Here is a 17,533-nt window from a genome sequence, read left to right on the forward strand (position 1 = left end):
GCATGTCACGGGCGGTCGCCCGGCCCGGGGTTCAGCAGCACGACGAACGCGATGATGCTCGAGATCAGCGTGGCGATCGAGTACCGGAAAACCTGCTCGTCGAACAGCATCCCGTGCACGATGCCGACCAGCGACGCAATCGCGATCAACACGCTGAGCGTCGCGAGCACGATGCGGAACTGCTTGCGGATCATGACGGTCTCCCGGGAAGCGGCGGGCGTCGACGGTCGTACGAATGCGAAACGGCCGGTTGTCGCGGCTTCCGCGACGTCCCGCGTACTCATGATCGCGTCGCGCCGCGTCGCACGGTTGATCTGCGTCAACGGAAAAAAGTCGGACGCCGCATGCCCGACAGCCTCCGCCGCAAGCCGGCCGTTGATTGATCCTCGTCAAGCCGCCGGCGCCGCCGTGCGCGATGCTGGCTGCAGTGCGGTGCGCATCCGATCGCAGGCTTCGCGATCGGCGCCGGCCGACGGGAGACCGACATGAAGTCCGATGCAGCACTCAAGCAGGATGTCGAGCAGGCGCTGTTCTGGAACCCGGCGATCGAAGCGCGCCGGATCGACGTCGACGTCCGCGATCGCGTCGTGACGTTGCGCGGCACGGTCGACAGCTGGGCGCAGAAGCTCGAGGCGCAGAAAACGGCGCTGCATGTCGCCGACGCGCGCGCGCTGGTGCTCGAACTGAACGTCAACCCGCCGGAGAACGCCTGCGCGGACCAGGAGCTGGCGATCGCGATCACGTTCGCGCTCGGCTGGCAGGAGGCGTTGCGCAATCACAAGATCGGCGTCGAGGTCGATCACGGCTGCGTGACGCTCGACGGCGAGGTCGATCATGCGTTCCAGAGCCGAGCGGCGGAAGCCATGGTGAGCCGGATGATCGGCGTCATCGGCGTGGCGAACCGCATCCGGGTGCGCGCCGACCATACGGTGCCGGACGTCGGCGCCCGGATCGCCGAAGCGCTTGCGCGTCGCGCACAGCGTGAATCCGCGGGAATTTCGATCGAAGCGGCCGACGGCATCGTCACGTTGACGGGCACGGTCGCCTCGCTCGCCGAACGGCGTGCCGCGTGCGGTGCGGCCGGATCGGTGAGAGGTGTCCGGGAAGTCGTCGACCGGCTGACCGTCGCCTGACCGGCTTGCCCGCTCCGTCCACTACCAGGAGAAGCAGCGATGAACCGTTCGCATACCGGCCTCGGCCGACACACCCTGCGCCGCGACAAGCGCATGCAGCCCCATACGAAAGACAGTTACCGTGATCCCAAGCGGCCCAAAGGCGACCGGATCTGCGAAGGCTGCGGCGCCGTCTGCGACGCAGGCCGCTGGACCTGGTACGCGACCTCGCTCGACCGGCGCCAGCTCGAATGCCCGGCCTGCAAGCGCATGCGCGAAAACGTGCCGGCGGGCGAACTGACGTTGCACGGCGCGTACCTGCGCGCGCACCGGTCCACGATTCTCGAGCTGCTCCAGCGCCAGGCCGAGAGGGAGACGAGCGAGCACGCGCTCGAACGCATCATGGACATCGAGCAATCCGCCGATGCGCTCATCGTCAGGACGACGGGCGTGCACATGGTCCGGCGTCTGGCGGATGCGTTGCTGCATGCGCATCACGGCGATCTCGCGCTCAACTATCGCGACAGCGAGGACGTGCTGCGCGCGCAATGGAAGCGCGACGATGCATGAGCGGGCGGTTGTATGCCGCGCAGGTTCGAACCCATGAAAAAATCATTCGACTACTCCGGATTGCTGATTCCGATCGCGTTCGCCGTGCTGGTCGCGGTTCAACTGCTGGCGCGTCAGCCGGCGTCGACGTCGATTTCCTACAGCGATTTTCATCATCTGGTGGACGCACGGCTCGTCGACGATCTCGAGATCGGCCCGTCGTCGATCTCGGGCACGCTGCGCATGCCGGAAGCCGGCGCGGCGCTGCCCGCGTCCGACGCGGCCGAGGTGAAGACGGCCGGACCGCCGTGGCGCTTCACGACGAACCGGGTGAGCGACGAAGGCCTGGTCGCCACGTTGACGACTGCCGGGATTCGCTACCGTGGCGCGACGGATACGGGCTGGATCGGGACGCTCGCGTCATGGATCTTCCCGTTGATCGGCTTCGTCGTGATCTGGAGTTTCATGCTGCGCAGGCCAGGCGGGATGCGGGATATGAGCGGCATGGGAAAAAGCCGGGCCCGCGTGTACATGCAGAAGGAAACCGGCATCACGTTCGACGACATCGCGGGCATCGACGAGGCGAAGGCCGAGTTGCAGCAGATCGTCGCATTCCTGCGCAATCCCGAACGCTATCAGCGGCTCGGCGGCAAGATCCCGAAGGGCGTGCTGATCGTCGGCGCGCCCGGTACCGGCAAGACGCTGCTCGCGCGCGCGGTCGCCGGCGAGGCGGCGGTGCCGTTCTTCACGATCAGCGGCTCGGCGTTCGTCGAGATGTTCGTCGGCGTCGGCGCGGCGCGCGTGCGCGATCTTTTCGAGCAGGCCCAGCAGAGCGCGCCGTGCATCGTGTTCATCGACGAGCTCGATGCGCTCGGCAAGGCGCGCGGTGTCGGCCTGATGTCGGGCAACGACGAGCGCGAGCAGACGCTCAACCAGCTGCTCGTCGAGATGGACGGCTTCCAGGCCAATTCGGGCGTCATCATCATGGCCGCGACCAACCGGCCGGAGATCCTGGATCCCGCGCTGCTGCGCCCGGGGCGTTTCGACCGGCACATCGCGATCGACCGGCCGGACCTGACCGGCCGCAAGCAGATCCTGGCCGTGCATACGAAGCACGTGAAGCTCGCGCCGGAAGTCGACCTGGCCGAGCTGGCGCAGCGCACGCCGGGCTTCGTCGGCGCCGATCTCGCGAACGTCGTCAACGAAGCCGCGCTGCATGCGGCCGAACTCGGCAAGCCCGCGATCGGGATGGCCGATTTCGACGAAGCGATCGATCGCGCGATGACCGGCATGGAGCGCAAGAGCCGCGTAATGAACGAGCAGGAGAAGCGGACCATCGCGTACCACGAATCGGGGCATGCGCTCGTCGCGCAAAGCCGTGCGCACTGCGACCCGGTGAAGAAGGTGTCGATCATCCCGCGCGGGATCGCGGCGCTCGGTTACACGCAGCAGGTGCCGACCGAGGATCGCTACGTGCTGCGCCGCAGCGAATTGCTCGACCGGCTCGACGTGCTGCTCGGCGGGCGCGTCGCGGAAGAGCTCGTGTTCGGCGACGTATCGACCGGCGCGCAGAACGATCTCGAGCGCGCGACCGCGCTGGCGCGCCACATGGTCATGCAGTACGGGATGAGCGACAAGATCGGGCTGGCGACCTTCGACGACGCCGCGCCGCATATCGGGGCGCCGGGCGTCTGGACCCCGGGCGACGGCCACTGCAGCGAGCACACGGCGCAACTGATCGACGAAGAGGTGCGCGCGCTGCTCGAGGATGCGCATGCGCGGGTCACGGCGACCCTCGGCGAACACCGCGATGCGCTCGAACGAATCGCGCGCAGCCTGCTGCAGCACGAATCGATCGATCACGACATGCTGGTGGCGCTCATCGCGCCGCCGGACGCGGCCGGCGAGACGCCCCGGCCGGTGGAAGCCGACGCGGAAACGACCACGGGCGAGGCCGCCTGAAGTCCGTCTGAAGCAACGATCGCCACGATCGCGCCGGACGCTTGCGGCCGGCCATCGTGTCGTTCAACAGCCGATGCAGACCGGGCCGTCGCGCCGCGCTTGCGCCGCGTCATCGGTCACGACCGACGCGAGCCGCGGATCGGGCCGGAAGACCGTGATGCCCTTGAGCCCGTCGCGCCACGCCTGGAAGAACAGCGCGTCGACCTCGGCGAGCGAACACTGGCCAGGCATCGTCACGGTCTTCGAGATGCCGGCGTCGACGTACGGCTGCAGTGCCGCGAGCATCGCGACATGATCGGCCGGCGCGATATCGGCCGCCATGACGAAATAGCCCGGCAGCTTGACGCTATCGCCATGCAGTTCGCGAAACAGCCGGTAAGCGTGATTCTCCGCACGAAACGGCCGGACCCGCCCGTCCGCGGTGCGGACCAGGCGACGTTGCGTCCAGCCGACGGCCGGCTCGATCCCGTTCGAACAGTTGTCGCAGAACGCGAGGCTCACGCTGCCGGCTGGCGCGAACGACAGCAGATGGCTGTTGCGCAGTCCGTGCCGCGCGATCGCGTGATGCACCTTCAGCGGCAGGCGCATGCGGTGCGCGGGGCCGGCCAGATAGGCGGCCGGGTCGTAGGCCGGAAACACGCCGCGCTCGGCGGCAAGCGCGGCCGACGCGGCAAATGCATGCTCGCGCATCGTCAGCACGATCCCGCGTGCCAACGCGCGTGCTTCCTCGCTGTCGTAGCGCAGCCGCAGCATCGTCAGCGCGTCGCCCAGCCCGGTCACGCCGACCCCGATGCGCCGCGTGCGCCGCGCCTCGTGCTCGTGCGCGGCGAGCGGCCACGCGGTCAGGTCGAGCACGTTGTCGAGCATGCGGACCTGGATGTGCACCGCGTCCGCTAGCGACGCGAAGTCGAAGCGCGGCTTGCCGTCGACACCGAACGGGTGGAGAACGAGCCGCGACAGGTCGATCGGACCGAGCACGCAGCTGCCGTAGGGCGGCAACGGCTGCTCGCCGCACGGGTTCGTCGCGTCGATCCGTTCGTGCTCGCGCAGCGGATTCGCGTCGCGGATCGTGTCGAGGAACAGCACCCCGGGTTCGGCGCTGTCGCGCGCCGCGTTGACGATCGCGTGCCAGAGCGTGCGGGCCGGAACCGTCGCGTAAAGGTAGCGTCCGTCGGGCAGCCGGGGCGGTGCGCCGGATGCGCAGCCGGGCGGCGCGTGGTGGACGAGCGACCACGGCAGGTCGTACCGGACCGCCTCCATGAACGCGTCCGTGACGCTGACCGACAGGTTGAACGTCGGCCAGCGCGCGCGTCCGCGCTTGGCCGCGACGAATGCGACGAGGTCCGGATGATCGCAGCGCAGCACGCCCATCTGCGCGCCCCGGCGCGGGCCGGTGAACGCCAGCGCGCGGCACATTTCATCGAAGCGGTCGATCGCCGCGCATACGCCGCGTCCGGATGCCAGGCGTCGTTCGTATGCATCGGCAGGCGGCACCGGCGAGAAGTCATAGCCGATGCCGCCGCCCATCGACAGCGTGAGCCGTGCCTCGTCGAGCGCCTGCGCGAGCGCCGCGTCGACGGCCGCCACGGGTGTGTCGGCCGGAATCGCGAGCGGATGGACGAAGCAGTTGACCATCGTCCCGCCGGTATCCGCACCGGCGTTCGCGAGGATGCGGCCCGCGCCGATCGCGCCGCGCTGCAGGTTCCGGAAGAACGCACGCTCGCACTGCGCGCGCAGCTCCGGCGGCTCGGCGAGCGACAGCGCATGGGCGACGCGATGGAATACGGCTGCGCGAGACGTTTCGCCGGGCTGCGCGTAGCGCTCGGCGAAGACGGTGGTGCAAAGCGGCTGCTCGTCCATGGCGGGGCTCGGCAACGGTCAATGACTCACTGTAAGAGCCCGCCCGAACGTGTCGTTGATCGAGCGCAATCGGGTGCCTTCGCGGCATCGCTTGATGGGTGTCAACGCCGCGACCGGCGTCGAACGTAAGGTGGAGCCACGGCCGGCACGCATCCGGTGCCGGGAATCGCCGCGCCGGCGTCCGTCGCGCAAAGCGGCGGATCGTGCCTGCCATCGACTGCGAGCCACGCACCATGACCGATATCGTCACCGTCACCTTGAATCCGGCCGTCGATGTCGCGACGTCGGTCGAGCACATCGTCGATACGCACAAGCTGCGCTGCGCACGGCCGCGGCGCGACCCCGGCGGCGGCGGGATCAACGTCGCCCGGACCATTCACCGGCTCGGCGGCGACTGCATCGCGCTGTACCTGGCTGGCGGCCTGACCGGCGACGTCTTGACGCTGCTGCTCGAGGCCGAGCATTTGCCGAGCGTGCGCATCCGGATCGCCGGCGAGACGCGCGAGAACGTCTGCGTGACGGAGACCTCGACCGGGCGCGAATACCGTTTCCTGATGCCGGGGCCGTCGGTCACGCAGGCCGAGTGGCGCGACTGCGCGGCCCGCATCGAAGCGATGCAACCGGTGCCGCGCTATCTCGTGTTGAGCGGCAGCCTGCCGCCCGGCGCGCCGGACGACCTCTATGCAACGCTTGCGCGGGAAGCCAGGGCAAGGGGCAGCCGGGTGGTCGTCGATGCGGCGGGCCGGGCGCTGCAAGCCGCGCTCGAGGCCGGTGTTCATCTCGTGAAGCCCAGTCTCGGCGAACTGAGCGCGCTGGCCGGAGAAACGCTCGACGACACGTCGGCATGCCGGAAGGCGAGCGAACTCGTGGAGCAGGGGCGGGCCGACATCGTCGCGTTGACGCTGGGCGCGCGCGGCGCATGGGTCGTCACGCGCGATCGCGCGCTGCGCCTGCCCGGCAGGCCGGCCGCGGTATGCAGCACGGTCGGTGCGGGCGACAGTTTCGTCGGCGGCTTGGTCTGGGCGCTGGCGCGCGGCGTGCCGTTCGACGATGCGTGCCGCTACGCGCTGGCGGCGTCGGCGGCTTCGGTCGAGCATCCCGGCACGGCGCTGTGCACGCGCGACGACGTCGAGCGGATTCACGCCGAACTGGTTGCGCAGGCAAGCTGACGGGCAGGCTGCCCGGCGCGTGCACGATCTCGTCGACGCGCGATCGATCGTTGATCTGGCTCAGCGGCAGGCGCGCCGCGATCGCGAAAAATAGGGCAGCCCTTCCACGAGGACCGCCATGGCCTTTCGCCTGATCGCCTGCCTGCTCCTGCTGTCGTGCGTGCCACCGGTTTCGTCCGCCGACGTCGCGACCGTCGTTGCGCCTCCGCGGCAGCGTGTGCTGATCCTGGTCTATCACCGGTTCGCCGCGGCGCGCCTGGATTCGATGACGGTGCGTATCGACACGTTCCGCAACCAGATGCAGGCGATCGAGGCGAACGGCTATCGCATCGTGCCGCTCGCCGACGTCGTGCGCTGGCATGGCGGCCAGACGGATGCGTTGCCGGCGCGGGCGGTCGCGATCACCGTCGACGACGGTCACCGCTCCGTCTACGACGTGCTGCGTCCGCTGCTGGCGGCGCATCCGGTGCCGGTCACGCTGTTCATCTATCCGTCGGCGATCTCCAACGCCAGCTATGCGATGACGTGGGACCAGCTGCGCGCGCTCGGGCGGTCCGGCGGGTACGACATCGAGTCCCATACGTACTGGCATCCGAATTTCCGTACCGAGCGCGCGCGGCTGACGCCGGACGACTACCGGCGCTTCGTGTCGTTCCAGTTGAGCCGGTCCCGCGAACGGCTCGAGTCCGAAACCGGCCGGCCGGTCAGGCTGCTGGCCTGGCCGTTCGGTGTCCATGATGAGGAAACCGACCCATTGGCCACGCGTGAAGGCTATGTCGCGGCGTTCACGCTCGACGCGCGCCCCGTCCGGCTGACCGACCCGGCCATGGCGCTGCCGCGCTATCTGATGACGGACGCCTGCGACACGCGCTGCATGAACGGATTGCTGCGAACCGCCGGAGGAAGCCGTGATTGAACGCCTGATCGTCTGTCTGCTCGTGTTGCTCGCCGGTGTCGCTGCCCGGGCGGCGCCCGTCACGATCACCGTTGTCGATGCAACGAACGGGCATCCGCTGGCCGGCGCGATCGGCCACGCGCCGGGCGTGAACCGGACCGCGGATCGCGACGGCGCGTTTTCACTGGAACTCGACGCGACGGGTACACGCTTGAGCGTACGTGCGCCGGGCTACGCGCGAACCGAAGTCATGCTGGCGCCGGCCAATGCCGCGCATACGATCCGCATGACACCGGTGCGCCCGAAAGCCGTCTATCTGTCCGCTTACGGCGTCGCGGACCGCACGCTGCGCGAGGCGGCCCTGTCCCTGCAGGACACGACCGCGGTCAACGCGCTCGTCATCGACGTGAAGGGCGACAGCGGCGTCACACCCTATCGCAGCCTCGCGCGTGAAATCTCCGGTGCCGCGAACCATGTCTCCGGTGCGATCGTTCATCCGCCCGATTTGCCGGACCTGCTGCGGACGTTCCATGCGCGCGGTCTCTACCTGATTGCCCGCATCGTCGTGTTCAAGGACGACCCGCTGGCGCTCGCTCACCCCGAGTGGGCGGTGCGCGATGCAGCCGGCGAGATCTGGCAGGACCGCGAGCATCAGCGCTGGATCGATCCGACGTCACGTGCGGCGTGGCAACACAATTACGATGTCGCCGAAGAGGCCGCCCGCATGGGCTTCGACGAAATCCAGTTCGACTACCTGCGTTTTCCCGACGCCAACGGTCTGCGGTTCGCCGAGCCCAATACCGAGGCCAACCGGGTCGCGGCGATCACGGGATTCCTGACCGGTGCGCGCGAACGGTTGCGGCCGTACAACCTCTACGTGTCGGCCGACATCTTCGGGTACGTCTGCTGGAACGCCGACGACACCGCGATCGGGCAGCGGCTCGATGCGCTCGGGCCGGTCGTCGACTATGTGTCGCCGATGCTTTATCCGTCCGGCTTCACATGGGGTCTGCCGGGCTGCCGGAAGCCGACCGAACATCCGGGCGAGATCGTTTCGCGGTCGCTGGCCGAGGCGAAGCGCCGGACCGGAATGGACGGCGTCCGGTTTCGGCCGTGGCTCCAGGCATTTCGCGACTATGCGTTCGATCGCCGGCCGTTCGATGCCGACGAGATTCGCGCACAGGTCGACGCGGCGGATGCGGCGGGCACGGACGGCTGGATGCTGTGGAACCCGCGCAATCGCTACGATCCTGCCGCGTTGCCGCGCTGACCGGCCCGATCCCGTACGGGACGAATCGACCATGCCATGGACTGACGAACGTTATCCGCCGTCGATGCGGAATCTGCCGCCGCCGGTGCGTGGCAAGGCGATCGAGATTGCCAATGCGTTGCTGCGTCAGGGGCGGACCGAGGGCAGCGCGATCCGCATTGCGATTGCGCAGGCGAAGCGTTGGGGAAATGCGCGTGCCGCTTTTAGCGGCCGCTGGCGAGGGTGACGATCGATTGAACGACGGCGGCAGTGCAACCGAGGCTAGGCCACACACCGGGCCGGGCATTCCCGCTCGACCATCGCCGGATGCACCCATGCGGACAGCACGCAAGCGATCAGCACGACGACGACGACCGCGATGCCGTGCGCGGGATTGCGCAGACACGACGCGACCTGTTCGCTCCTTCCGACACCGAACAGGCACCACAGGCAGAAGTGTTCGCAATTGTTCGTGAGAAGCCGGTAGCGGCATTCGCCAAGGCGCGATGCCGCGCGGCGCGCGGCTTCCGTTCCGTTATACAGCGTCCGCACGTGACGGATGACCGCGAGTTCGAAACCGGCACGAAAGTCGTCGAGGGTGACGACCTCGACCGGACCGCCGCTCAGATGGCGCGACCATCCCGCGTAGTGAATCACCTTGCCGTCGCCGATGTAGATCCCGTGATGCACATAGCCGGGGCGGCGGGTCACGAGGTGGGCACCGACCGGCGGTTCGCCATCCAGATCGGCGTCGTCGGCGTGCGCTGCGGTCGCATCAATCATCGCCAGCTCCTCGGTTTTGCGGCGCCGTTGGGGGAAGAACCGCCCGCCGAGCGCGAAACACGTTGCTTCCTGTCACGTCTCCAGTATTGGCGGCGGGGCCGCGCGGAACAATCAGCGTGGCCTGAGCTTGGTGTCCGATGTCGGGCCGGCGTGTCGGAAATTTCCGACACGCCACGCAATATCGGCTGACAGCAATCACGGACATCCGCGCCGGACGGATGCCGTTTCCTCCCGGTGTCAGGCCTGCCCGGGCGCACCGGCAGTTGGGGCGCGATCACCGTCTCGCGGGCGTTCCGTCCGGTCTTGTTCGGTTTCGGCAGGAACGCGCTTGACTTGAGTCAACGGGAAATTGCCGTTCGGCGCGACGCTGGCATCGTCGCCGATGCGAACGCACGACGTCATCGCACGCAACACGTTCCACGATCGGACGGGCGGCATTGCAGCCATGCGTGCTCAATCAGGAGAGTGAAGATGTGGACCCGAACCGTGAAGATGCTGCTGCTGGCAGCCTGCATGCTGAACGTCGGCGCGAACGCGCTGGCTGAAACGTCGCCCGAGCCGATCGTACGCAACGGTGTCACGTACATCACAGGTGGAATCGGCCAGGACGAGGTCACCGCGTTTCGCGACGTCGCCCCTCGATACAACCTGCGAATCACGTTCGCATCGAAGGCCGGCCACTATCTTTCCGATGTCGACGTGACGCTGTCCTCCGGCAAGTCGACGATTCTCGACGTGCACACGAACGGCCCGTTCCTGTTCGCACGCGTGCCGCCGGGGCGATATACCGTATCGGCGCACGACAGGGCCGTTCAGGAAGTCCGGCACGTCGTCGTCCCGGCGCGAGGGGGTGTCGAAGTGCACTTTCACTGGCAAGACCCTGACCGGCACGGCGCGATCCGTCTGTGTGCGACGTGTCCCGCACCGCAGTAGCAACCGGCCCGCTGGGGCACGGTCGATCAGGGCCGGCGGGGCGGGGCGTTCACGCCATCGGTGCGGCGAACCTCCGCGCGCGGCTCGCCACCGCCGAAGCCGCCGGCACGAAGGAATGGATGCCGTGAAGCGCGCTCGATCGCGACGATCCCGCTGCGCCGCCGCGCTGGCCGGCGCGCTGCTGGTCGCGCTTGCATCGGCCGGTGCGCAAGCGGAACCCGACGCGGCCGCCGCGCCGCCGCAGGCCGTCGCGATCGATGAGGCGATCGCCGCCGAGATCGCCGACGGCCATCTTGCCGGCGCGGTGGTGGTGACGGGCGACGCGGACGGCGTGCGGGTGCGCGTCGCGCGCGGCCTGCGCGTGGCGGGTGAGCACGTCGAGGCGATGACGGCCGATACCGTCTTCGATCTCGCGTCAGTGACCAAGCCGGTGGCGACGGCGGTCGCGATCATGCAGCTCGCGGAGCGCGGCATGCTGAGCCTCGACGCGCCGGCCGCGCGCTACTGGCCCGCGTTCGGCGCGCACGGCAAGGCCGACATCACGATCCGCCAGTTGCTCGCCCATGTGTCGGGGCTGCCGGCCGGCGTGTCGTCATCCCGTGCGCTGCGCCGCCGCGCCGCCGTGCTTGCCGATATCGTCGCGATGGCGCCTGTCGCGTCGCCCGGCACGCGCGTGCGCTACAGCGATGTCAATTACGTGGCACTCGGCGAGATCGTCGGGCGCGTGTCGCACCGGCCGCTCGACGCGTGGTGCGCCGCACACGTGTTCGGGCCGCTCGGAATGACGAGCACCATGTTCCGACCGACGGCGCCGCTGCTCGCGCGCGTGGCGCCCACAGTCGTTCGCGATGGCCGTGCACTGCGGGGCCGCGTGCACGATCCCGTCGCGGCGGCGATGGGCGGTGTTGCCGGCAATGCGGGCCTGTTCGCGAGCGCGGACGATCTCGCACGCTTCGCGCGCATGCTGCTGAACGGCGGCGCGCTCGGCCCGATGCGCGTGCTGGCGCGCCGCAGTGTCACCGAACTCGAGGCCCCGGCCACGCTCGACGCGGAAGGCGACCTGCACACGCCCGGCTGGGCGGTCGGGCCGCCGCTCGTCGCGAACCGCTACCGGTTGCCGCCGGTCGGCGCGCTGCAACACCTCGGCTACACGGGCACGGCGCTGTGGATCGATCCCGTAACGCGCCGCTTCGCGATCGTGCTGACGAGCCGGTTGTATCCCGACGAAACCGGCACGGCGATGCCATTGCGCGCGCTCGTGCTCGGAATCGTATCGAGCGGGGCCGCGCCGCTGACACCGTCGCGGATCGCGACGCGCGTGCCCGCGATGGCGGCGGCCGTCGCGCGGGCCGTCCGGTTGCCGGCATCGCGCGGACCGGTGCTGGCCGGCATCGACGTGCTGGCGGCGAGCGGCTTCGCGGCCGTGGCCGGCAAGCGCATTGCGCTCGTCACGAACCGCAGCGGCTTCGACCGGCTCGGCCGGCGGACGGCCGACCTGCTCGCGCAGGCGCCGGGCGCGCGGCTCGTCGCGCTGTTCGCGCCCGAGCACGGGCTGGGCACCGACGTCGACGAGACCTACGGCGACACCCTCGACGCGGCGACCGGCGTGGTCGTTCACAGCCTCTACGGCGAGCGCCGCACGATCGCGTCCGCGCTGCTCGCCGATGTCGACGTGCTGGTGATCGACCTGCAGGACGCGGGCGTCCGCTTCTTCACGTACCTGGCGACGCTCGGCTATGCGCTCGAGGCCGGCGCTGCCGCCCATCGCCCCGTGATCGTGCTCGACCGTCCGGACCCGCTGGGCGGCGATGCGTACGGCGGTCCGGTGTCCGATGCCGGGCCGGCCACGTTCACCGGCTACTACCCATTGCCGCTCCAGCCGGGGATGACGCTCGGCGAACTGGCAAGGCTGTTCAACGACCGCCTGCATATCGGCGCGGCGCTCAGCGTGGTGCCGATGGCGAACTACGCGCGCGCGATGCGCTTCGACGACACCGGTCTCGGGTGGGTGCCGCCATCGCCGAACCTGCGCGATGGCGCCGCGCTGTCGCGCTATCCGGAAACGGGGCTGATCGAGGGGGCGGCGGTCAGTGTCGGGCGCGGCACCGCGATGCCGTTCGGCGTGGTGGGCGCGCCGTGGATCGACGGGCACATCCTCGCGGACGATCTGCGCGCGATGCGGCTCGACGCGACGTTCTCGCCGGTTCGCTTCGTGCCGGCGGAGGGGGCGTATCGCGGCAGGCTGTGCGCAGGGGTGCGCATCGAGCGGCTTCCCGGCGCGGCGCGGCCGGGCCAGATCGGGCTGGCGCTCGCGCTGGCGCTGCACCGGCGTTATCCGGCGCAATTCCGGATCGATGCGATACGTGCATCGGTCGGCTCGCGCGAAGTGGCGGACATGCTGGAGGCCGGGCGCTCGCTCGACGAGATCGAGCGGGTCGTCGCTGTGCAGGATGCTGCGTTCACGCGCGAGCGGGCGGCGTTTCTGCTGTATTGAGTTCGGGCCGGCGCTGTCGATACGCGGCGATGATGCGTCGGCCGCCGGTTCCGCGCTCGCTCAGACAAGGTTCCTTATCTCGCCATCACTCACCCAAATCTCCACGTCCCATGCCGTCGTGCTAGCCGGCCGCGGGCGGAGGAATCGGCGAATGCTTGCCGCGGATCCGGATCTCCCGCTGACGGAAGGCGTAGTGGAAGCTATTTCAGCGTTCGAGCAGAAATCCACGAGGAGTCGGCGCTAACCTTGGCGAACTGGAACACCTGTTTTTCTGACCTCCCGACCGCCATTGGAAGGGATCCATATATTGACCACATACAGCACCTGGATGCCCCGCGACACTAAACGGCAGCGAACGTGGCGGCACCTGAGGCAGGGTCACGGCGTTGTCGCAATAACGTGCCCAAAGCCTTGCCCAGACGCTGTATACCAACGGGTATGTCCGCCAAAGCCAGCGCCGCGTAACACAGCCGGATGTGCCCGGATGTCCCGCCGTCGGGCAGGAAAGCGTCCCCGCCTCGAACCGATACGCCCTCGATTGCGGCTATCGCCTCGATCTGCTGGGGTTCGATACCCTCGGGCAGTTGCGCCCAGAGGTAAAGTCCGCCTTGCGGAACGACATAGCTCAGCTCAGGGCACCAGGTTGCGAGTGCGTCAATGAGCGCGTCGCGGCGCGCACGCAGCGCAGTGCGAAACTGCGGCAAGTGGCGGGTGTAGCCGCCGCTTTTCAGGAACCTGGCAAGGACGGCTTGCGTCAGTGTGGGCGTCGCGAGGTCCTCGCTTGCCTTGGCTTGCGCGAGGAGGGGGATTGCGGCTTTCGGGGCGACGAGCCACCCGAGGCGCAAGGCCGCGCTGATCGTCTTGGAGGCGCTGCCCTGATGAATGACGATGCCCGCCGTGTCGAGGGCCTTCAACGAGGGAGGGGTGTCACCAAAGGCGATATCGCCATAGACATTGCTTTCCACGATCGGCGTACCGAAGCGGGTGCAAATCGTCAGGACCCGGCGGCGACGCTCGATGCTCATCAGTCGGCCTGTCGGGCAGTGGAAGGTCGGGATGAGATAGACGAACTTGGGCCGCAGTCTGCCCAGTGCGCCTTCCAGCGCATGGGGATCGATTCCATCGCGATCCATGGCGACACTCACCACATGCGCTCCAACGGCTTGAAAGGCCCGAAACGCACCGTGCCAGGTGGGGCTTTCGCAGATCACTGTATCGCCGGGCGAAAGCAGTGCTCGGGCGATGACGTTGAGGCCTTGTTGAGCGCCGCCGGTCACGACGACTTCGCCAGCGGTTGCGTTCACCCCATTCGCGTACAGCATGTCGCTCAGTGCTTCGCGCAGAGCCGGGTAGCCGAGTATCGGCGCTGCCTTCGACAGGACCCCGGCATCTTCCATCGCGCCCGCGGCGCAGCCCGCGAGTGCGGCATGAGGCGTGAGTCCCGGATGCAGCCAGCCGTCACCGAAGGAGATAAGGCTGGCATCGGTAACCGTGCTGCGGGGTTGATCGAATCGACCCGGTCGCGACCAGGCGAGCATGCTGGTGGAGGATTGATTCGGGTTGTCGGCAATGACTATCGCTCCTCGTCCCACATAACCCCGTACCAGGCCCGAGGCTTTCAACTCATGATAAGCAGCGGTGACGGTCGTACGACTGACGCCCAGTTGCTCGGCGTAGAGGCGCTCGGACGGCAACCTTGACCCAATGGTGATACGCCCGGTGCGGATTGCGTCGAAGAGGGCGGCAGTCAATTGAACGTAGAGCGGCTTGGGTGCCTTCGGATCCGGCTGGAAGCCGAGCTTGTCCAGTGCTGAAGGCGTCACCATGTTGAGCGCTACCGCATATCCAATTCGAAATTGGATATTAACATTGGCCGGCGTGTCGCTTAAGTTTCCAATCGATGCCTCAGGTGAATCGTTTGAAAGTCGCGCCTGCCGTGCGCTGGTACATGGATTGGCGTTTGCTATCCCCCCGTTTCCTGACATTCCCGCTGCTGTTCCCGTGTGGCACTTTATTGGCTTGATTGGATACGAAGATGATCACTGAACCTGGCGGCTGCGGCCGCTCGAGCTCCGGACAGCGAAACGCGACACTGGCGGAGGTTGCGGAACGTACCTTTGACGTATTTTTCTATGGCCTCAACATGGATGCCGATCGGCTTTCCTCCAAAGGCATCGTGCCTCGCAACCCGCGGGTGGCATGGCTCGAAGATCACGTCGTTGTCCTCGGGGCAAAAGCAATGCTGCTCCGGTTGCATGGAAAACGGGCGTACGGCATGCTGTTTCGGTTGACGCATCGGGAGATGGACGCGTTGTATGCCGGTTTGCACGACTACAGCCCCGAGCCATTCATGGCAATCCTCGCCAATTCCAACGAGGTTGCCGAGCCGGTAGCGGTAATCAGCATGGTGCACCGTGATCCGCCCGTCGACTCGAACCGCGACCCTGCCTATTGCGCACGCTGGACGAATCTTGTTCAGCGACTCCGATTTCCAGATGGTGCATCAACCGATACGGATTGACGCCCTCGCAACGCACGACTGATTCGGTCAAGGAAAACAAATGAATGTCCTCAAGATTGCCGCGTTCTCCGACGGGGATACCGGGGGGAATCCGGCGGGAGTGGTCGTCGCTGATGAACTGCCGACAAGTAACGATATGCAGAGAATCGCGGCGGAAGTCGGATTTTCGGAGACGGTCTTTGCCGCTCGGACGGGTAGCAGTTGGCGGGTTCGCTATTTCTCACCGGCATCGGAAGTGCCGTTCTGCGGACATGCAACGATTGCCCTCGGTGCGGAACTGGCGCTCAGACACGGCGACGGTGTATTCGATCTGGTTCTCAACCAGGCTGAGATTACCGTCGAAGCATGGCGAGCAGGCGATCTCGTGATGGCTGCCCTGCAATCTCCACCGACGCGCAGCGACTCGGTCGCGGCGCCGCTCGTTTCCGCCGCGCTCGATCTGTTCGGTTATACGAACGAGGATCTCGACTTCAGCGTCCCTCCCGCACTCATTCATGCCGGTGCGGATCACCTGCTGCTGATGCTTAAGAGCCGCGCGGATCTGGCGTCGATGAAATATGAATTCGTTGCCGGCCGGGAGCTGATGATCCGGCAAGGATGGACAACCATTCTGCTGGGGCACGCCGAGACACCGCGGCGCTTCAACACGCGCAACGCGTTTGCCTACGGGGGCGTGTATGAAGATCCCGCAACCGGTGCGGCGACAGCTGCCCTGGCAGGGTACCTGCGGGATATCCAGTGGCCGCATGCCGGCGCAATCGAGGTCGTTCAGGGCGAGGACATGGGCATGCGCTCCTGTCTGCGCGCGGACATCGCGCCGGACTCTGGAAGCTCGATCCGCGTCTCTGGTACTGCGCGTCTCATGCTGCCCTGAATGCTCGAGTTTTGAAAGGTGACGTCATGCTCAAGATCCTTGGCAACGGTACCTCGTGATAGGCGCGATGGGTGATGTATTCCATCAGGTCGGCGACAAGCATGCACAACAGCAGTTGAGGGATGAACACAATGTGCTGGATGGCCTGCTGGAATCCAGCGTTGACCATCCAGCCGAACACGCGATGATTCAGGAAGTTCACCACGAGCAGCGCCAGTCCGACGATAAAGTGATTGACCGCAAAGTGGTTCATGTCGGTTTGCCATTCGGCGCGGAAGACCGGCTGATTTTTGTAGAGCGGAAATGCCTTTTCGAGCAGGACAAAGATCATGGTCGAACCCAGTAGATCGAGAATGAACCAGTCGAGTCCGATATACGGCGTGTGATCGGGGAAATTTCCCACCGGCACGCGGGAACCGCCCAGCATCACGGCCGCCTGCACCAGCACTAACGCAAGGCCGTTCAGACGCCGACGGTTATCCAGCACGATACTGGCCAACGCCAGACCACCGGAAATGATCAATGCGCCAAAGAGGAGCTTGCGCATGGTGTCGACGGAGTACGCGTGCCGCAGCGCTGGCGTCGTCAGGTACTGGGGAAAATGAAACGCCAGCACCGCCAGCAGGCTCAGAAAGGCAAGAGAAAGTGCGATGATCGTCGCGATCAGCCCCTGACCAAATGTCAGGGCGCCGCTTGTGCGAACCAGCCGGGAGGCATCGCGCACGGTTTTGTCGGCAACGCTCCGCAGTGGTGCGGGCTTCTCGCGGCCGTTCTCTTTGGGCGACGTATTGCTGGGATTCATGCTCTGATTCCGCGATTTTCTGTGTTGAGGAAGGCGGGAATGACCCGGCTTCATTGGGGCTTAGCACTCGCTCGGTCGCAGTCAAGCGTCTTTCGACTGTATCTTTCGCTCGACGCGCATTCGGCCTGGTGGCTCGAAGTACGTGCCGAAGCGCACGAGTCCGGTCTTCTTCAGGTGGCACGTCATCTCGAAACTTACCAGCACGCCGGGATCGTCGTTCTCCAGAATCTCGACGTCGATCGCGCGGATGCGTGGCTCGTACTTCAGCAGCGTCGCTTCCATCTGTTCCTTGAGCAGGTGCGCGGACGCCGGCAGCGCCTTGTAGATGTT

15 protein-coding genes and 2 pseudogenes are annotated in these 17,533 nt (G+C 67.0%); 11 read left to right on the forward strand and 6 right to left on the reverse strand.

Features of this window, described 5'->3' with window-relative positions:
• Positions 1 to 5: 5 nt before the first annotated feature.
• A complete protein-coding gene (locus DIE23_RS11115; protein ID WP_124612165.1) occupies positions 6 to 194 on the reverse strand; it encodes a DUF2964 family protein in 189 nt (62 codons plus the stop codon).
• Between the two features lie 291 nt (positions 195 to 485).
• On the opposite strand from DIE23_RS11115, the gene DIE23_RS11120 reads away from it, so the two are divergent.
• Genes DIE23_RS11120 through ftsH form a run of 3 tightly spaced genes read left to right on the forward strand, consistent with a single transcriptional unit; the run spans position 486 to position 3,623 of the window.
• Entirely contained in the window at positions 486 to 1,133 is a 648-nt protein-coding gene (locus tag DIE23_RS11120) for a BON domain-containing protein (RefSeq protein ID WP_124612166.1), read from the forward strand.
• Between the two features lie 39 nt (positions 1,134 to 1,172).
• Positions 1,173 to 1,682 (forward strand): BCAM0308 family protein, encoded by a 510-nt coding sequence (locus DIE23_RS11125; RefSeq protein ID WP_124612167.1) that lies wholly within the window; start codon positions 1,173 to 1,175, stop codon positions 1,680 to 1,682.
• A 33-nt stretch (positions 1,683 to 1,715) separates the two neighbouring features.
• Positions 1,716 to 3,623, forward strand: a complete 1,908-nt coding sequence (gene ftsH, locus DIE23_RS11130) for an ATP-dependent zinc metalloprotease FtsH (protein ID WP_124612168.1) — start codon at positions 1,716 to 1,718, stop codon at positions 3,621 to 3,623.
• Positions 3,624 to 3,686: 63 nt separating this feature from the next.
• On the opposite strand, the gene DIE23_RS11135 is transcribed toward ftsH, so the two are convergent.
• A complete protein-coding gene (locus DIE23_RS11135; RefSeq protein WP_124612169.1) occupies positions 3,687 to 5,483 on the reverse strand; it encodes an adenosylcobalamin-dependent ribonucleoside-diphosphate reductase in 1,797 nt (598 codons plus the stop codon).
• Between the two features lie 233 nt (positions 5,484 to 5,716).
• On the opposite strand from DIE23_RS11135, the gene DIE23_RS11140 reads away from it, so the two are divergent.
• From DIE23_RS11140 to DIE23_RS11155, 4 genes are all read left to right on the forward strand, one after another.
• Complete coding sequence (locus DIE23_RS11140) at positions 5,717 to 6,652, forward strand: 1-phosphofructokinase family hexose kinase (protein ID WP_124612170.1); 936 nt, start codon at positions 5,717 to 5,719, stop codon at positions 6,650 to 6,652.
• Positions 6,653 to 6,770: 118 nt separating this feature from the next.
• Complete coding sequence (locus DIE23_RS11145) at positions 6,771 to 7,568, forward strand: polysaccharide deacetylase family protein (RefSeq protein WP_124612171.1); 798 nt, start codon at positions 6,771 to 6,773, stop codon at positions 7,566 to 7,568.
• Positions 7,561 to 8,817 (forward strand): putative glycoside hydrolase, encoded by a 1,257-nt coding sequence (locus tag DIE23_RS11150; RefSeq protein WP_124612172.1) that lies wholly within the window; start codon positions 7,561 to 7,563, stop codon positions 8,815 to 8,817. Before DIE23_RS11145 ends, DIE23_RS11150 begins: the two co-directional genes overlap by 8 nt.
• A 31-nt stretch (positions 8,818 to 8,848) precedes the next feature.
• Positions 8,849 to 9,043: a hypothetical protein gene (locus tag DIE23_RS11155; RefSeq protein ID WP_124612173.1), complete on the forward strand. Its 195-nt coding sequence runs from the start codon at positions 8,849 to 8,851 to the stop codon at positions 9,041 to 9,043.
• A 35-nt stretch (positions 9,044 to 9,078) separates the two neighbouring features.
• On the opposite strand, the gene DIE23_RS11160 is transcribed toward DIE23_RS11155, so the two are convergent.
• Positions 9,079 to 9,579 carry a lecithin retinol acyltransferase family protein gene (locus DIE23_RS11160; protein ID WP_124612174.1) on the reverse strand — a complete coding sequence of 167 codons (501 nt, stop codon included), beginning with the start codon at positions 9,577 to 9,579 and terminating at the stop codon, positions 9,079 to 9,081.
• A 471-nt stretch (positions 9,580 to 10,050) separates the two neighbouring features.
• Between DIE23_RS11160 and DIE23_RS11165 the strand changes: the two genes are divergently transcribed.
• Both DIE23_RS11165 and DIE23_RS11170 read left to right on the forward strand, forming a co-directional pair.
• Positions 10,051 to 10,512, forward strand: coding sequence for a carboxypeptidase regulatory-like domain-containing protein (locus DIE23_RS11165; protein WP_124612175.1), 462 nt, complete (start codon positions 10,051 to 10,053; stop codon positions 10,510 to 10,512).
• Between the two features lie 115 nt (positions 10,513 to 10,627).
• Positions 10,628 to 13,006: an exo-beta-N-acetylmuramidase NamZ domain-containing protein gene (locus DIE23_RS11170; RefSeq protein ID WP_124612176.1), complete on the forward strand. Its 2,379-nt coding sequence runs from the start codon at positions 10,628 to 10,630 to the stop codon at positions 13,004 to 13,006.
• A gap of 341 nt (positions 13,007 to 13,347) precedes the next feature.
• Here the strand turns inward: DIE23_RS11170 and DIE23_RS11175 are convergent, their stop codons facing one another.
• A complete protein-coding gene (locus tag DIE23_RS11175) occupies positions 13,348 to 14,991 on the reverse strand; it encodes a PLP-dependent aminotransferase family protein (RefSeq protein WP_124612177.1) in 1,644 nt (547 codons plus the stop codon).
• 50 nt (positions 14,992 to 15,041) lie between these two features.
• Here DIE23_RS11175 and DIE23_RS11180 point away from each other — a divergent pair, with 50 nt between their 5' ends.
• Complete coding sequence (locus tag DIE23_RS11180; protein WP_124612178.1) at positions 15,042 to 15,527, forward strand: gamma-glutamylcyclotransferase family protein; 486 nt, start codon at positions 15,042 to 15,044, stop codon at positions 15,525 to 15,527.
• A gap of 40 nt (positions 15,528 to 15,567) precedes the next feature.
• On the forward strand, positions 15,568 to 16,401 hold the full coding sequence (locus DIE23_RS11185; protein ID WP_124612179.1) for a PhzF family phenazine biosynthesis protein: 834 nt from the start codon (positions 15,568 to 15,570) through the stop codon (positions 16,399 to 16,401).
• Between the two features lie 46 nt (positions 16,402 to 16,447).
• On the opposite strand, the pseudogene DIE23_RS11190 reads toward DIE23_RS11185, so the two are convergent.
• Positions 16,448 to 17,203, reverse strand: a pseudogene (locus tag DIE23_RS11190) (sterol desaturase family protein); the annotation flags it as partial.
• Between the two features lie 81 nt (positions 17,204 to 17,284).
• Positions 17,285 to 17,533 (reverse strand): annotated as a pseudogene (locus tag DIE23_RS11195) (type VI secretion system baseplate subunit TssE); the annotation flags it as partial.

This window comes from Burkholderia sp. Bp9143, from assembly GCF_003853645.1.
Lineage (GTDB): Bacteria > Pseudomonadota > Gammaproteobacteria > Burkholderiales > Burkholderiaceae > Burkholderia.

Coding starts and splice junctions, on each gene's coding strand:
- DIE23_RS11145 (WP_124612171.1), top strand. CDS start 6,771: ATGGCCTTTCGCCTGATCGCCTGCCTGCTCCTGCTGTCGTGCGTGCCA.
- DIE23_RS11120 (WP_124612166.1), top strand. CDS start 486: ATGAAGTCCGATGCAGCACTCAAGCAGGATGTCGAGCAGGCGCTGTTC.
- DIE23_RS11185 (WP_124612179.1), top strand. CDS start 15,568: ATGAATGTCCTCAAGATTGCCGCGTTCTCCGACGGGGATACCGGGGGG.
- DIE23_RS11170 (WP_124612176.1), top strand. CDS start 10,628: ATGGATGCCGTGAAGCGCGCTCGATCGCGACGATCCCGCTGCGCCGCC.
- DIE23_RS11135 (WP_124612169.1), bottom strand. CDS start 5,483: ATGGACGAGCAGCCGCTTTGCACCACCGTCTTCGCCGAGCGCTACGCG.
- DIE23_RS11165 (WP_124612175.1), top strand. CDS start 10,051: ATGTGGACCCGAACCGTGAAGATGCTGCTGCTGGCAGCCTGCATGCTG.
- DIE23_RS11125 (WP_124612167.1), top strand. CDS start 1,173: ATGAACCGTTCGCATACCGGCCTCGGCCGACACACCCTGCGCCGCGAC.
- DIE23_RS11140 (WP_124612170.1), top strand. CDS start 5,717: ATGACCGATATCGTCACCGTCACCTTGAATCCGGCCGTCGATGTCGCG.
- DIE23_RS11155 (WP_124612173.1), top strand. CDS start 8,849: ATGCCATGGACTGACGAACGTTATCCGCCGTCGATGCGGAATCTGCCG.
- DIE23_RS11180 (WP_124612178.1), top strand. CDS start 15,042: ATGATCACTGAACCTGGCGGCTGCGGCCGCTCGAGCTCCGGACAGCGA.
- DIE23_RS11175 (WP_124612177.1), bottom strand. CDS start 14,991: ATGTCAGGAAACGGGGGGATAGCAAACGCCAATCCATGTACCAGCGCA.
- ftsH (WP_124612168.1), top strand. CDS start 1,716: ATGAAAAAATCATTCGACTACTCCGGATTGCTGATTCCGATCGCGTTC.
- DIE23_RS11115 (WP_124612165.1), bottom strand. CDS start 194: ATGATCCGCAAGCAGTTCCGCATCGTGCTCGCGACGCTCAGCGTGTTG.
- DIE23_RS11160 (WP_124612174.1), bottom strand. CDS start 9,579: ATGATTGATGCGACCGCAGCGCACGCCGACGACGCCGATCTGGATGGC.